Origin of the sequence: Streptomyces virginiae (genome assembly GCF_041432505.1) — a bacterium.
Taxonomy (GTDB): domain Bacteria; phylum Actinomycetota; class Actinomycetes; order Streptomycetales; family Streptomycetaceae; genus Streptomyces; species Streptomyces virginiae_A.
Genome location: NZ_CP107871.1, coordinates 5,397,159 through 5,411,229, shown reverse-complemented (window position 1 = coordinate 5,411,229; position 14,071 = coordinate 5,397,159). Strand labels below are relative to the sequence as shown.

Sequence of the window (14,071 nt, the reverse complement as noted above, 5' to 3'; positions counted from 1 at the left end):
ATGTTCTCGTACCGCCGTACGCCCGAGCTCCCCACCCGCGAGGAGGCCCTGACGGGCCGCGCGGAGCCGCTGTTCGCCGTGCCCGACCGGCACACCGTGCTGGGCAACCCGCTGTCCGGCCCCTACCCCGCGCACCTGGAAGTCGCCGACTTCGGTCTGGGCTGTTTCTGGGGTGCGGAGCGCAAGTTCTGGCAGACCCCAGGGGTGTGGACCACGCTGGCCGGCTACCAGGGCGGCTTCACCGAGAATCCGACCTACGAGGAGGTCTGCTCGGGTCTGACCGGCCACACCGAGGTGGTCCGCGTCGTCTTCGACCCGTCCCAGGTCTCCTACGCCGCGCTGCTGAAGCTGTTCTGGGAGTCCCACGACCCCACCCAGGGCTTCCGCCAGGGCAACGACGTGGGTACCCAGTACCGCTCGGCGGTCTACACCCACTCCCCCGAGCAGCAGGAGACGGCGGAGGCCTCCCGTACGGCCTACCAGCAGGTCCTGGCCTCCTCGGGCTACGGCCCGATCACCACGGCGGTGCTGCCGGCGGCGGAGCGCCCCTTCTGGCCCGCCGAAGCGCACCACCAGCAGTACCTGGACAAGAACCCGGGCGGCTACTGCGGCATCGGCGGCACGGGCGTGTCCTGCCCGATCGGCGTGGCCAAGGCTCCTGGGGCGTGACCGCTCCCCTCGCCGACCCCGCGCACGAGGGGCTGACCCGTCTGTGGCGGGAGCAGAGGCCTCCCGGCCCGCTGTTCCCGCACGAGCTGAAGACGGTGTACGCCCACCGGTGGGTGCGTTTCCACAGCCTGCCGGAATCGAAGCGGTACGCGCAGGACGAGGCGGAGTACGCGGTGCTCCTGGACCGGTACAACACGGTCCTGGACGAGCTCTTCGCCGGTGACGAGGTGTATGTGGTGACCACCGGCCGGTCCGAGGTGTCCGAGCACACGGACCGGTCGGTGGAGCGGCGTGCCTTCCACCCGGAGGGCACGCTGTGGACCACGGTGGACGACACCTACGACCCGGATCCTCTCTTCCACCTGCGCTGGTACTTCTACGCCGACCGCCGCCGCCTGCGGCGGGGCTGCCTCGACCGGCTGCTGCGCGCGGTGGCCGACGACGTGCTGTCCGGCGTGTTCGTCACGGACCCCGGGCTCACCCGCATGTACCACCCGTACGACGGCGGCGCCGATGTCATCCTGCCCACGCGGCAGGAGCGGGACCGGATGCGCGAGCGGCACACCGACTGGCTGTCCGCGCACCCCACGGGCCACTGAGACCGGCCGGGGCGGGTCAGGCCAGGGTCACGTAGGGGCGGGCCCAGGAGGTGTGGTCGAAGGAGGAGCGGGCGTTCGCGTCCTCGACCACGAGGTGGAGGAGGCGGACGCCGCGGACGTCCAGGTCGATCGCGGTGGGGCCGGTGGCTCCACTCAGGGTGGCCGTGGTCAGCAGGGTCCGGCCGTCGGCGCGGACGATCGCCCGGGTGGCGCCGGTCGAGGACTGGTGCGTGGAGAAGTCGTCGATGCCGACCAGGGCCGTGAAGCGGGACGCGCGCCCGCCCAGGTGGTAGACGATCTCCGAGGGGGCGTGGACGCCGAGGCCCTTGGCGTGGGTCACGCCGCCGAAGGCGATCGGGGTGCCGTCGCCCGCCGCCTGCTTGCCGTTGGAGCGGTCGATCTCCACCGGGCCCCAGCCGTTGGTGGCCGAGACCCACGGGAGGTCGCTGAGGTGGCTGTCCTGCGTGGGCGGCGCCGGAAGCGGGGTGAACCGCGTCGCCGCCGTGAAGCGGGCGGGCGCGGACGTGGTCGCCTGCGGGGTGAGCACGGCCGGGGCCGAGGAGGGTGCGCTCACCCGCCAGGTGGTGGTCAGGGCCTGGCCGGGGGCGAGGGAGGCGGTGGTCGCAGGTCCCGTGGGGGTGGCCGTCCAGCCGGCCGGGAGCGGGAGGGTCACCCGTACGTCGGGCCAGGGGCGGGCGCCGCCGTTCGAGACGGTGGTGGTGAGCGTCGAGGCCGACGGGTCGGCGACCGCGGTCAGACCCCAGGGGCGGCGTACGTACGTGTCCGTCCACGAGGCGCGCAGCAAGGTGGTCAGCGAGGCGACCACCGACGGGTTCCCGGCCGCCACGTCGTTCTTCTCGCCGGGGTCGACGGTCAGGTCGTACAGCTCGAAGGCCCACGCGGAGTCGGCGACCGTCCGGTCCCGCCCGGGCGCGAAGCGTACGGCCTTCCACCGGTCCTTGCGGATGGCCTCGGCGACCTGCTTGGCCCGGCCCGCGTCCTGCGTGTCGGCCCTGCCGGTGACGCCCTGCTCGTCGCGGTACCAGTACAGGTGGCCGTGGAGGGGGGCGAGGGCGGGCGCGCCGTTCAGGACCGGGGCGGCGGAGAGGCCGTCGATGTCGGCGGGCGCGGGGGCCGTGGCGAGGTCGGCGAGGGTGGGCAGGAGGTCGTACAGCGGGGTGGGGCGGGTGCTGGTGGTGCCGGGGGCGATGCGGCCCGGGGACCAGGCGATCAGCGGGACGCGGACGCCGCCCTCGTAGAGGTTGCGCTTGTAGCCCCGCAGCGGGCCGTTGGCGTCGAACAGGTCGGGATCGACCCCGCCCTCCTCGTGCGGTCCGTTGTCGGAGGCCACCAGGACCACGGTGCGCTGCGCGATCCCGCGGGCCCGTAGCCGGTCCACGACGGCGCCGACCTGCGCGTCGAGGAGGCTGATCTGCGCGGCGTGCGCCTTGTTCGCCTGGGTCCAGGGCCGGGTGGCGTAGGCGCCGACGTCGGGGATCTCGCTGGGCGCGTGCGGGAGGTTGGGGGCGAGGAGGAGCAGGAAGGGGTCGGGGCCGGCCGCGTGCGTGTCGATGAAGTCGAGGGCGCGCGCGGCGATCGCGTCGGGGGCGTAGGTGCCCGTGGGGAGGGTCTCCTTGGTGTCGTCGTGCCACAGGTACGCGGGGCGGTACTGGTGGGCGTGGCTGTGGTCGATGTATCCGTAGAACTCCTCGAAGCCGCGTGCGCCCGGGTGGCTGGGCTGGTCCGCGGCCTCGGGTCCGAAGCCCCATTTGCCGAACAGGCCCGTACGGTAGCCCCGCGCGCGCAGCACCTCCGCGAAGGTGGTGTCCCCGGCGGCGAGGCTGCCCTGGCCGCCGGCGGCCGGGTTGGCGCGGACGGCGGCGTGGCCGGTGTGCAGGCCGGTGAGGAACGCGGCGCGGGACGGGGCGCAGACGGCGGCCGCGGAGTAGGCGTCGGTGAACTTCAGCCCCTCGGCGGCGAGTCGGTCGATGTGCGGGGTGGTGATCAGTTTCTGGCCGTAGGCGCCGAGGTCGCCGCGGCCGAGGTCGTCGGCCAGGATCACCACGAAGTGGGGCGGTGGCGTCGCGCTCTCGGCGGCGGACGCCGGTGCGGGCTGGAGGAGTTGGGGCAGGGCCGTGAGGCCGGCGGCGGCCGCCGCCGATCCGGCGAGGAAGTGGCGGCGGCTGGGCATGGCGGACTCCTGCACGATCGGGGGTGGCGGTCGATGTGGTGATCATCGGCGGCCGTGCGCCACCGGGGCCATGCACGCGGCATGAAGAACGTGTGACGGCCGCCGCCGACCGCGGGCCCGCCCGGGTCAGATGGTGGCCGCGTCGATCACGAAGCGGTAGCGCACGTCGCTCGCCAGGACCCGCTCGTACGCCTCGTTGATCTGCCCGGCGGCGATCAGTTCGATCTCCGATCCGAGTCCGTGCTCGGCGCAGAAGTCCAGCATCTCCTGCGTCTCGGCGATTCCGCCGATCATCGATCCGGCGAGGGTCTTGCGGCCGCCGATGACGGAGAAGAGGTTGAGCGCGACGGGCTCCTCCGGGGCGCCGACGTTCACCAGCGCGCCGTCGACCTTCAGCAGGCCCAGGTACGCGTCCAGGCCGATCGGCGCGGAGACGGTGGACAGGATCAGGTCGAAGCGGCCGGCCAGCTCCTCGAAGGTGGCCTCGTCGGCGGTGGCGTGGAAGTGGGAGGCGCCCAGCTTCAGGCCGTCCTCCCGCTTGCGCAGGGTCTGCGACAGGACGGTGACCTCGGCGCCGAGCGCGTGCGCGATCTTCACGCCGAGGTGGCCGAGGCCGCCCAGGCCGACGATCGCGACCTGCTTGCCGGGGCCCGCCTGCCAGTGCCGGAGCGGGGAGTAGAGGGTGATGCCGGCGCACAGCAGCGGGGCGGCGACGTCGAGGCCCAGACCGTCGGGGATGCGGACGGTGTACTTCTCGTCGACGACGAGGTGGGTGGAGTAGCCGCCGTACGTGGGCTCGCCGTTGCGGTCGAGGGCGTTGTAGGTGCCGGTCATCCCCTCGACGCAGTACTGCTCCTGGCCGCGCAGGCAGTAGGCGCAACGGCGGCAGGAGTCGACGAAGCAGCCGACGCCCACCCGGTCCCCGACGGCGAACCGGGTGACGGCCGGGCCGACTTCGGACACGACGCCGGCGATCTCGTGGCCGGGGACCATCGGGTAGATGCCCTCGCCCCAGCCGTCGCGGACCTGGTGGATGTCGGAGTGGCAGATGCCGGAGTACTTGATGTCGATGAGGACGTCGTGCTCGCCGACGGGGCGGCGCGTGATGGTGGTGCGCTCCAGCGGGGCCTTGGCGGCGGGGGCGGCGTACGCGGCCACCCGGGTGCCCCGGGCGCTCCGAGTGCTCTGCGTGGCCTGGGTGGCCGGGGTGCCCTGGGTGACGGACATGGGGGTGCTCCTCGCAACGGCGTGGGTCTGATCTGCGGTGACCCCTACGCTGCCGCCTCGCCCGGCGGACAGCCAGCCACCTGTCCTGCCTACGACCGGCGAACCTACGCCTGGTGGGGTCAGGCTCACGGCTGCCCCGTGGCACGCCGCCCGGGGATAATCACGGGATGGACCAGCTTGATCAGCGCGCCTGCCTCGGTGAGTTCCTCCGCTCCCGCCGTGCGCGGCTGCGCCCCGAGGACGTGGGCCTGCCCGACCACGGGCGCCGCCGGCGCGTACCGGGGCTGCGCCGGGAGGAACTGGCGCAGTTGGCGGGGGTGTCGGTCGCGTACTACACGCGGCTGGAGCAGCGCGACGGGCACAACGTGTCGGTGGAGGTCCTGGAGGCGCTCGCGCGGGCCCTGCGCCTCGACGGGAGCGAGCGGGCGCACCTGATGGACCTGGCGCGGCCGAAGGCGCATCGGCGCCGCCACAGTCGGCGCCCGCAGCAGGTGCGTCCGGAGCTGCGCACGCTGATGGACGCGATGTGCGGGGTACCGGCGTACCTGGTGGGGCACCGGCAGGACGTCATCGGCTGGAACCGGCTGGCGGCGGCGGTCTTCGGGGACTTCGGTGCGCTGCCGGCCGCGGAGCGGAACCTGGTGCGGCTGGTGTTCCTGGATCCGGCGACGGCGGAGCTGTACGGGGAGTGGGAGTGCCGGGCGTGCGAGGTGGTGAGCAACCTACGCATGTACGCGGGCCAGCACCCGGACGACGAGCGGCTGTCGGCCTTGGTCGGGGAGCTGTCGGTGAAGAACGAGGAGTTCCGGCGGCTGTGGGCGGCGCACACGGTCGCGGACAAGACGCACGGGGAGAAGCTGCTGCGGCATCCGATCGTGGGTGAACTGCGGCTGTCCTTCGAGACGCTGAAGCTGCCGGACGACCCGGCGCAGTCCCTGGTGACCTTCCACGCGGCCCCCGGCTCCCCGTCGGCGGACGCCCTGCGTCTGCTGGCGTCGTGGTCGGCCCCGTCGGAGGGGGCCGGGTCGCGGAACCCGGCGGCTACAGGCTGAGCTGGTAGTACGCGGCGGGGCGGTCCGGGCGGTAGCCCAGGCTCTCGTTCACCGCTCGCATCGGGGTGTTCTCGTCCGCCACCGTGGTGGCGATCCGGCGCAGGGCGGGATACCGGTCGCGGGCCAGCTCCAGCATGTGCAGCTTGACCGCGCGGCCCAGGCCGTGGCTCCGGTGGGCGGGGGCCACCACCGTGTCGTACTGGAGGGCGCGCGGGCCGACCGGGTCGGGCAGGACCAGTTCCGTGTACGCGGCCACCTCGCCCCGCGGGGTCACCGCGGCGGCCGTGGTGATCTCGCCGCCCCGGTCGAGGATGAGCCGGTGCGCGACGTGCAGCCGCTGCGGGGTCCAGGGTTCGATCTTCTCGTCGATGTCCCCCATGGGCGCGTCCTGCATGGCGCCGTGGGCCGTGGCGAGCGGCGCGGCCCACTCGTCGGGCACCAGGCCGTGCCAGGAGCGCAGTTCGTACCCCGGGGCGACGGTGGCGGTGGCGGGTCGCTGCCGGGTCACGTCCTGCTCGTACCAGGCCATGGGCAGGACGTTCTCGAAGCCGAGGGACTCCGCGAACGCCTGCCCCGGCCCGCCCAGGTCCACCAGGGTCGAGACCGAGGTCCGGCCGTGGGCGAGGAGCTCGGCGCGGACCTGCTCCCACAGGGCCCGGCCCAGGCCCCGGCGGCGGGCGTCCGGGCGTACGGCGAGCACGTCGAGGAAGGCGGTGTGGGCGTTGGCCTCGTCCGTGAACAGGAGCAGCGCGGCCACGCCCGCTCCCTCGTCGGCGGTCCAGAGCGCGGCGCGGCCGCGCGCCGGGGTGACCCGCAGCCGGCCGGCCACCTCGGTCCGGGCGGGTGGCGGCCCCTGCGGCAGGTCGGCGGCCCGGGCGGCGGCGAGGACCGCGATCCAGTCGTCGATCTCGGTGTCGGTCGGGGGCAGCGACAGGGCGCGGATGGTCATACCGGGGACCCTAGATGATCCACTCGGGCGGCACCGGGCTGTTCTCCGGCGGAACGACGGACGGCGGGGACCCCGTGAGGGATCCCCGCCGTCGTCGCGTGCGGTGCGGGATGTCAGGCGGCCGAGCCGGCCTTCCACTCCGCCCAGCCCATGTTCCAGCCGTTGAGGCCGTTCTCGGGCTTGATGACCTTGTCGGGGGAGTTGATCACCTCGACGACGTCGCCGATGAGCGAGTTGTCGTAGAACCAGGCGGCGGGCTGGTTCGGGTCGCCCGCGCCCTTGACGTCGTTCAGGCCGACACAGCCGTGGCTGGTGTTGGCACTGCCGAAGACCGAGTCGGCTCCCCAGTAGTTGCCGTGGAGGAAGGTGCCGGACTGGGACAGGCGCATGGCGTGCGGGACGTCCTTGATGTCGTACTCGCCCTTGCCCTCACTGTCCTTGAAGCCGACGGTGGAGCCGTCCATCCGGGTCTCCTTGAACTTCTCGGAGATCACCATCTGACCGTTGTAGGTCGGGTTCTCCGGGGAGCCCGCCGAGATCGGGATGGTCTTGAGGACCGCGCCGTCCCGGGTGACCGTCATCTTCTTGGTCTTCACGTCGACCTGCGAGGTCTGGCTGCGGCCGATCTTGAAGGTGACGGTCTTGTTCTGCACGCCCTGGACGCCGGGAGCGCCCTGGACGCCCTCCAGCGCCAGCTTCATCGTGACGGTGGAGTTCGCCTGCCAGTACTTCTCGGGGCGGAAGTCCAGGCGCTGCGCGCCGAACCAGTGGCCGACGACTTCCTGGCCGCTGCTGGAGCTGACCGAGATCGCCGCCTGGACGGCCTTCTTGTCCTGGATCGGCTTGTTGAAGGTGATCGAGACCGGCATGCCCACGCCGACCGTCTGGCCCTCGTCCGGGACGAACGAGCCGATGAAGCTGTTCTCCGGGGAGACGGTGGTGAAGGAGGCGTTCTCGTGCGCCTCCTTGCCGTCGGCGTCCTTGGCGGTCGCCGCCAGGGCGTACTTCGTGGAGCGCTTCAGGGCGGCGTCGGGCTTCCAGCTCTTGCCGTCGGCGGCGATCTTGCCGGCCACGGCGGTGCCCTCGCTGGTCTTCAGCTCGACCAGGGTGAGGGTGCCGTCGGCGACGGCGACGTTCGCCGCGTCGTTGAGGCCGACGTTCGTGGCCCCGTCCTTGGGCGTGATGGTTATCTTGGCCTTGGAGGCGTCCTTGGCGGCTGCCGCGTCGGCGTCCGCCTGGGACTTGCCCGCCTCGGAGCTCTTCGGCTTCGCGTCGTCTCCGCCGCCGCACGCCGTGAGCATCAGTACCCCACCGAGCACCGCGGATATGGCCACCAGGGACCTTCTCCGCCGCATACTGTCCGTCCTCACACGCCACTCCATCGTTGCCGGATACCCCGGAGGCTGGCCGTCCCCGGGGTTGGCCGGGCAGGGGGCGCACCCCCTGCCTGGTCCTGACAACGCGTTAACGGCACCGGCCGGTTCCACATTCCGTTCGGATGTGGTCCACCACACGGTCAGGCGTTGTCGGGTTCCTCGTCGAAGTCCCCATCTTCCTCGTCCAGGTCCCACTCCATGGACTCGGGGTCGTATTCGACGGGCTCGCTGCTCCAGGAGGCCTGCGCGAGTTCCACGCCGGGGATGTCCACGACCAGGTCAGTGGGGTCGACGAGGTAGGCGAGGGCCTCGGACTCGTCCTCGCGGACGGCGGACTCGGCGTGGCCGCGCTCCTCGTCCGGCATGAACTCGTCGGCCTTGATGTGCGCGAGTGCGGCTCCTGTGAGTGCCTGGACGTCGGGCACCTCAAGGACCAAATCCACCCGAAGTCGTACGTAACGTGATGTCTCAGAAGAGTTCATACGACGGAGAGTAAGCCCGCGGAAGCCCCGACTTTCCCACGACCCGCCCCTTTCCGTAGCATCACCGCACACGGCCAATTCGCTGCTGCCACAAGGGGGATCGCACCGTGTCCGCACGCCGACCGCTGCTCACCGCTCTCGGAGCGACCACCCTCCTCGCCGCCCTGTGGTTCGTACCATCGGCGGGTGCCACCTCCGCCGGTGTCGAGGAGACCCGTTCCGCTGTGCCCACGGGCGCGAATGCCGCCCGGGCGGCCACCGACCCGGCCGGCTCCATCGACTCCGGTTCCGTTTCCGACGCCCCCGGGACGGTCACGGGAACGGTCTCCGGGCCGGGCTCGCGCCCGCAGCCCCTGCTCGCCGCCACCGGGTCCGTGGACACCACCCCCTATCTCCTGGGCGGCACCCTGTTCCTCGGCGTCGGGGCGGGCTTCGTGGCCTTCTCCGTCCGCCGCTCGCACGCGCCGTAGACACGGCGAAGGGCCGCCCCGGGGACGTATCCCGGGGCGGCCCTTCGGCGCGTACGCGGCCTGGCGTCAGGCGAGCGGACCCGTCACCGGCTCCACCGCGGCCAGCAGGCCGCCCGTACGGACGAACTCGTCGGCGGCGGCCAGGTCAGGGGCGAGGAAACGATCCGGCCCAGGACCCTGCACACCCGCCGCGCGGGCGCCGGCGATCGCGGCCTGGCTGGCCGGGGCCGGGGTCAGCCCGTGGCGCAGCTCGATGGCGCGGGTGGCGGCGTACAGCTCGATGGCGATGATCCGCGTCAGGTTGTCGACGGCGGTACGGAGCTTGCGCGCGGCCGACCAGCCCATCGAGACGTGGTCCTCCTGCATGGCGGAGGAGGGGATCGAGTCGGCCGAGGCCGGCACCGCGAGCCGCTTCATCTCGCTGACCAGAGCGGCCTGCGTGTACTGGGCGATCATCAGACCGGAGTCGACACCGGCGTCGTCCGCGAGGAACGGCGGCAGGCCGTGCGAGCGGTTCTTGTCGAGCAGCCGGTCGGTGCGGCGCTCGGCGATGGAACCGAGGTCGGCGGCCGCGATGGCGAGGAAGTCCAGCACGTAGGCGACCGGGGCCCCGTGGAAGTTGCCGTTGGACTCCACGCGCCCGTCGGGCAGGACCACCGGGTTGTCGACGGCGGCGGCCAGCTCACGGGAGGCCACCAGGGCGGCGTGTGCCATGGTGTCGCGGCCCGCGCCGGCGACCTGCGGGGCGCAGCGCACGGAGTAGGCGTCCTGCACGCGCGGGGCGGTCTCCTCCTGGTAGTGCCGCACGAGCCCGGAGCCCTTGAGGACGGCGGCCATGTTCGCGGCGGAGGCGCCCTGGCCCGGGTGCGGGCGGATGGCGTGCAGCTCGGGCTGGAGCACCTTCTCGGTGCCGAGCAGCGCCTCCAGCGTCAGCGCGGCGGTGATGTCGGCGGAGGTGTAGAGCTTGCCGAGGTCGGCGAGCGCCATGATCAGCATGCCGAGCATGCCGTCGGTGCCGTTGAGGAGGGCGAGGCCCTCCTTCTCGCGGAGCACGACGGGCTCGATGCCGGCTTCGGCGAGCAGCTCACCGGCGGGGCGGACGGTGCCGTCCGGGCCCTCGGCGTCGCCCTCGCCCATCAGGGCGAGCGCGCAGTGGGACAGCGGCGCGAGGTCGCCGGAGCAGCCCAGGGAGCCGTACTCGTGGACGACGGGGGTGATCCCGGCGTTGAGCACGTCGGCCATGGTCTGCGCGACGGAGGGGCGGACGCCGGTGTGACCGGAGGCGACGGTCTTGAGGCGGAGGAACATCAGCGCGCGGACGACCTCCCGCTCGACGCGCGGGCCCATGCCGGCGGCGTGCGAGCGGACGATGTTGCGCTGGAGCTGGGCACGCAGCTCGGGGCTGATGTGCCGGGAGGCGAGCGCACCGAACCCGGTGGACACGCCGTAGACGGGCTCGGGCTTGGCGGCCAGGGCGTCGACGATCTCGCGGGCCCGGGCGAGGGCGCCCTGGGCCTCGGCGGAGAGCTCGACGCGCGCGTTGCCGCGGGCTACGGCGATGACGTCCTCGGCGGTGGTCCCGGACGTCCCCACCACGACAGTGTGCATATCCATATTCAGCACCCTACGGATTGAATCGCTTCATGTCACTAGCTTGAACTGTCACGATCGCGACGCTGCTGGACCCCTTACGGACCGACGCCGCGGGCGGCCGATCACTGGCGGCCCCGGAACCGGCGCCGCTCCCCGGGAGCCTCCTCGGCCGCGGCGTCCGCGAGCCGTACCACCGCGGTGTCCCGGCCCGCCACGACGGGCTTCGGCGAGCGCGCGGCCTTCGCCTTGTACTGGGCCGCGTCCGCGAGCCGGAACAGCCGCCGGGAGGACTTCACCAGCCCGATCGGGTCGCCGGTGGAGGCCACCCCGCAGGCCACTCCCTCGCCCAGCTCCAGCTCGGCCGCCCGGGTGCACACCTCCTCGGTGACGCGGACGATCTCGTCCGCCGTCGGGCCGACCCCGACCAGGCAGAACTCGTCGCCGCCCAGGCGCGCCACCAGCGATCCGGGCAGCATCGCCCCGCACAGGCTCAGCACCGACCCGAACCGCTCCAGGAGTCGGTCGCCCATGGCGTGCCCGAGGGTGTCGTTGACCTTCTTCAGGCCGTTCAGGTCGCAGACGACGAGGCTGACGACCACCCCGGTCCGGCGGTGCTCCTCCAGGGCCTCGTCGAGGCGCATGTCGACCGCCCGCCGGTTCGCGAGCCCGGTCAGCGGGTCGGTGAAGGCGAGCCGCCGGGCCTCCTCCAGCCGCTCGTTCTGCGCGAGACCGGCCGCGACCACGGCGGCGAGCACGGTGGCGAAGTCGGCGTCGTCCTCGTCGAAGTCGGGCAGTCCCTCGTCCCGCGCGACGTACAGCTCGCCCCAGGCGCGGCCGCTGAGCACGATGGGCGCGACCACGCAGGTCCCGCGGCCGCGGCGGCGCAGGGCGTCCCCGCGCCGCCCCGGGCGGTCGCCGACGGCGCTCTCCACCCAGGCGTGCGGGCCGCCGCCGCCCACCCAGAGCTCGTGCAGGAACTCGGTGATCTCGGGGAAGTCGTGCACCGGGTAGGACTCGTCCTCGGGGAACTCCTCCTCGCCCGCCCGCCGCTCGCCCTCGTTCACGAGCACCCGCAGGCGCCCCCGCTCCCGCTCCCACGCGGAGATCGCGGCGAACGAGCCGTCCAGCGCCACGCGCGCGCCCCGCGCGGCCGCCCGCACACTGTCCCGCGGCGCGCAGGCCGCGGCCATCGCCTGGGCGAGTTCCACCACGGCCCGTAGCCGCCCGTCAACTCCCATCACCCCAGGCTAGGGACTTTTGTCAGATTTGGAGACAATTGGCACGACTTTCGGTGCCGCCAAGATCACCAAGGGTGATCGGCGGCACCGTCGCCGGGCCGGCTACTCCCCCGGCCAGTTCGGCTTGCGCTTCTCGTTGAACGCCGCGACGCCCTCCACCCGGTCACCGGAGAAGGCCACCGTCCGCCAGGCCGCGTCCTCGATCTCCAGACCGGCCTCCAGGTCCATCCCGTGGCCCAGCCGCAGCGCCCGCTTGGCCGCCCGCAGGCCCACCGGGGAGTTCGCCGCCATCCGGGACGCCAGCGCCAGCGCCTCCGCCGTGTCCTGGCCGGCCGGGACCAGCGAGTCCACCAGCCCCAGGGACAGCGCCTCGGCCGCCTCCACCCGGCGCGCCGTGAAGATCAGCTCCGCGGCCCGCGCCGCACCCACCCGGCGCGGCAGCAGCTGCGTACCCCCACCGCCGGGAATCACGCCCACCGACACCTCGGGCAGGCCCACCACCGAGGTCTCGTCGGCGACGATCACGTCACAGGCCAGGGCCAGCTCGAAGCCGCCGCCCAGCGCGAACCCGTGCACCGCCGCGATCGTGGGCATCGGCAGCGCCAGCACGCCCCCGTACGCCCCCCGCGTGGTCGGCCGCTGCCGGACCAGCTCGGTGTCCGAGAAGGAGTTCCGCTCCTTGAGGTCCGCCCCGACGCAGAAGGCCCGCTCCGCGGTGGAGGTCAGCACCACCACCCGCACCGACGGGTCCGCCGCGAGCGCCGCGCAGGCGGCGCCGATCGACCGGGCCATCTCCGTCGACACCGCGTTCATCGCCTTGGGGCGGTCCATCGCCAGCTCCGCGACGTGCCCGTCACCCTCCCGACGTACCGCGACGAACTCTCCGAAGCGCTGCTCAGACATGCCTGCGACCCTCCCGGTTAACGAGCGTTATCGCCGCACTCTAGTGCGCGGGGAGGCCACCGGGTCAAGGCTGCGCCGCCACGGGGCACGGCTGCGCCCGGCCCGCGGGCGGGAGGCACCCCGAGACACCCCCCAGGGCCCACGGCCGCGTCAGGCGGGGTTCTTGGGCTTCCGTCGCGTCAGCGACCAGGGCTCCACGACGCCGAGCCCGCGGACCGGCCGCTGCCACATCGGCTGCAGCGCGAAGCGGTAGGACGCGCCCTCGTCGGGCGCCGTCTCGGCCTCCTTCTCCGATACCGGGGCGGCCCCGGTACGGGAGAGTTCCTCGGCCATCGCCCCGTCCACCAGGACCGCGTCCTTGGGGGCTATGGAGGTCAGCCGGCTGGCCAGGTTCACCGTGGTCCCGAAGACATCGCCCATCCGGGTGGTCACCGTGCCGAAGGCGATCCCGACCCGCAGCTCCGGCATCTGCGCGTCGAGCTCCATCGTCTCGATCAACCGCAGCGCGATCTCGGCCGCCGTCGCCGCGTCGTCGGCGCAGTACAGCACCTCGTCACCGAGGGTCTTGATCAGCCGGCCGCCGTGCGCGGCCACCAGGTCGGCCGCCGTCGTCTCGAAGGACTCGACCAGCTCGCCGAGCTCCTCCTCCTCCAGCCGTCGCGTCAGGCGGGTGAAGCCCACCAGGTCGGCGAAGCCCACCGCGAGCCGCCGGTCGACCATCTCGTCGTCGTCGGCCACCTGCACCACGCGCCCGGTCGCGGCCGCCAGCTGGCGCCGCCACACGTAGACGAGGAACTCCTCCAGCTCGGGCAGCAGCAGCTCCACCAGGGGGTACGTGACCTCCGTACGGGTCATGCCCGGCTCCGGCGGCTCCGTCAGCCCCTCCAGGAACGAGTCGATCTGCCACTCGGCCAGCCGGGCGGTGGTCTGCCCGGTGGACCGCGCCACCTGCACGGCCATCGGCTCGGACAACAGCCCGGCCTCCACCAGACCGGCCAGCCGGCGCAGGGCCAGCACGTCGGCCTCGGTCAGCGCCCGGGCCTGCCCGATGTCGGCGAAGCCCATGGCCCGCCAGAAGCGCGAGGCCAGCTCCATGGACACACCGGCGCTCCGGGCGGCCTGGAACGGCGTGTACCGGCGCTCGGCACCGAGGATCAGCTGCTCCAGCCGGATGGCGAGCGGATCCGCCGTCGGCTGGGCCGTGTGATCGACCTCGTGGTGCGGGGTGTGCTGGTCACGGCCGATCGGGGTGCCCGGGCCGGACGCGGAGCCGCCACCGGCGGACGCGCCGGCCGTAGGGTCGTCGACGGTCAAGGGCCGCC

General features: G+C 73.1%; 13 protein-coding genes. 4 read left to right on the top strand and 9 right to left on the bottom strand.

The window, feature by feature from the left end:
• Positions 1-669: a peptide-methionine (S)-S-oxide reductase MsrA gene (msrA, locus tag OG624_RS25325; protein ID WP_030712379.1), complete on the top strand. Its 669-nt coding sequence runs from the start codon at positions 1-3 to the stop codon at positions 667-669.
• Entirely contained in the window at positions 666-1,268 is a 603-nt protein-coding gene (locus OG624_RS25320; protein ID WP_244290767.1) for a DUF3885 domain-containing protein, read from the top strand. The genes msrA and OG624_RS25320 overlap by 4 nt, the downstream gene beginning before the upstream one ends.
• A gap of 16 nt (positions 1,269-1,284) precedes the next feature.
• Here the strand turns inward: OG624_RS25320 and OG624_RS25315 are convergent, their stop codons facing one another.
• A complete protein-coding gene (locus OG624_RS25315; protein WP_371588340.1) occupies positions 1,285-3,459 on the bottom strand; it encodes a sulfatase-like hydrolase/transferase in 2,175 nt (724 codons plus the stop codon).
• A gap of 126 nt (positions 3,460-3,585) precedes the next feature.
• Positions 3,586-4,686: an NAD(P)-dependent alcohol dehydrogenase gene (locus OG624_RS25310; protein WP_371639867.1), complete on the bottom strand. Its 1,101-nt coding sequence runs from the start codon at positions 4,684-4,686 to the stop codon at positions 3,586-3,588.
• A 167-nt stretch (positions 4,687-4,853) separates the two neighbouring features.
• Here OG624_RS25310 and OG624_RS25305 point away from each other — a divergent pair, with 167 nt between their 5' ends.
• The gene (locus OG624_RS25305) at positions 4,854-5,738 is read left to right on the top strand and encodes a helix-turn-helix transcriptional regulator (RefSeq protein ID WP_371639866.1); all 885 of its coding nucleotides are present in this window, start codon (positions 4,854-4,856) and stop codon (positions 5,736-5,738) included.
• On the opposite strand, the gene OG624_RS25300 is transcribed toward OG624_RS25305, so the two are convergent.
• The 3 genes from OG624_RS25300 to OG624_RS25290 form a co-directional block, all read right to left on the bottom strand.
• Positions 5,728-6,687, bottom strand: coding sequence for a GNAT family N-acetyltransferase (locus tag OG624_RS25300; protein WP_371639865.1), 960 nt, complete (start codon positions 6,685-6,687; stop codon positions 5,728-5,730). The genes OG624_RS25305 and OG624_RS25300 overlap by 11 nt on opposite strands.
• A gap of 113 nt (positions 6,688-6,800) precedes the next feature.
• Entirely contained in the window at positions 6,801-8,069 is a 1,269-nt protein-coding gene (locus OG624_RS25295) for a L,D-transpeptidase (protein WP_033219682.1), read from the bottom strand.
• Positions 8,070-8,203: 134 nt separating this feature from the next.
• Positions 8,204-8,488, bottom strand: a complete 285-nt coding sequence (locus OG624_RS25290) for a hypothetical protein (RefSeq protein ID WP_244290766.1) — start codon at positions 8,486-8,488, stop codon at positions 8,204-8,206.
• A gap of 164 nt (positions 8,489-8,652) precedes the next feature.
• Between OG624_RS25290 and OG624_RS25285 the strand changes: the two genes are divergently transcribed.
• Positions 8,653-9,015, top strand: coding sequence for a hypothetical protein (locus OG624_RS25285; RefSeq protein ID WP_161295083.1), 363 nt, complete (start codon positions 8,653-8,655; stop codon positions 9,013-9,015).
• 66 nt (positions 9,016-9,081) lie between these two features.
• On the opposite strand, the gene hutH is transcribed toward OG624_RS25285, so the two are convergent.
• The 4 genes from hutH to OG624_RS25265 all read right to left on the bottom strand — a co-directional run bounded on the left by hutH (position 9,082) and on the right by OG624_RS25265 (position 14,063).
• Complete coding sequence (hutH, locus tag OG624_RS25280) at positions 9,082-10,623, bottom strand: histidine ammonia-lyase (protein WP_033219676.1); 1,542 nt, start codon at positions 10,621-10,623, stop codon at positions 9,082-9,084.
• Positions 10,624-10,730: 107 nt separating this feature from the next.
• The gene (locus tag OG624_RS25275) at positions 10,731-11,846 is read right to left on the bottom strand and encodes a GGDEF domain-containing protein (protein WP_033219674.1); all 1,116 of its coding nucleotides are present in this window, start codon (positions 11,844-11,846) and stop codon (positions 10,731-10,733) included.
• Positions 11,847-11,948: 102 nt separating this feature from the next.
• Entirely contained in the window at positions 11,949-12,749 is an 801-nt protein-coding gene (locus OG624_RS25270; protein ID WP_033219672.1) for an enoyl-CoA hydratase/isomerase family protein, read from the bottom strand.
• A gap of 150 nt (positions 12,750-12,899) precedes the next feature.
• Positions 12,900-14,063: an adenylate/guanylate cyclase domain-containing protein gene (locus OG624_RS25265; RefSeq protein WP_033219671.1), complete on the bottom strand. Its 1,164-nt coding sequence runs from the start codon at positions 14,061-14,063 to the stop codon at positions 12,900-12,902.
• Between the last annotated feature and the right edge of the window lie 8 nt (positions 14,064-14,071).

What these genes read in the sequence shown, in the direction of transcription:
- OG624_RS25270 (WP_033219672.1), bottom strand. Translation starts at nt 12,749, where the DNA reads ATGTCTGAGCAGCGCTTCGGAGAGTTCGTCGCGGTACGTCGGGAGGGT.
- OG624_RS25305 (WP_371639866.1), top strand. Translation starts at nt 4,854, where the DNA reads ATGGACCAGCTTGATCAGCGCGCCTGCCTCGGTGAGTTCCTCCGCTCC.
- OG624_RS25275 (WP_033219674.1), bottom strand. Translation starts at nt 11,846, where the DNA reads ATGGGAGTTGACGGGCGGCTACGGGCCGTGGTGGAACTCGCCCAGGCG.
- OG624_RS25300 (WP_371639865.1), bottom strand. Translation starts at nt 6,687, where the DNA reads ATGACCATCCGCGCCCTGTCGCTGCCCCCGACCGACACCGAGATCGAC.
- msrA (WP_030712379.1), top strand. Translation starts at nt 1, where the DNA reads ATGTTCTCGTACCGCCGTACGCCCGAGCTCCCCACCCGCGAGGAGGCC.
- OG624_RS25310 (WP_371639867.1), bottom strand. Translation starts at nt 4,686, where the DNA reads ATGTCCGTCACCCAGGGCACCCCGGCCACCCAGGCCACGCAGAGCACT.
- hutH (WP_033219676.1), bottom strand. Translation starts at nt 10,623, where the DNA reads ATGCACACTGTCGTGGTGGGGACGTCCGGGACCACCGCCGAGGACGTC.
- OG624_RS25295 (WP_033219682.1), bottom strand. Translation starts at nt 8,069, where the DNA reads ATGGAGTGGCGTGTGAGGACGGACAGTATGCGGCGGAGAAGGTCCCTG.
- OG624_RS25315 (WP_371588340.1), bottom strand. Translation starts at nt 3,459, where the DNA reads ATGCCCAGCCGCCGCCACTTCCTCGCCGGATCGGCGGCGGCCGCCGCC.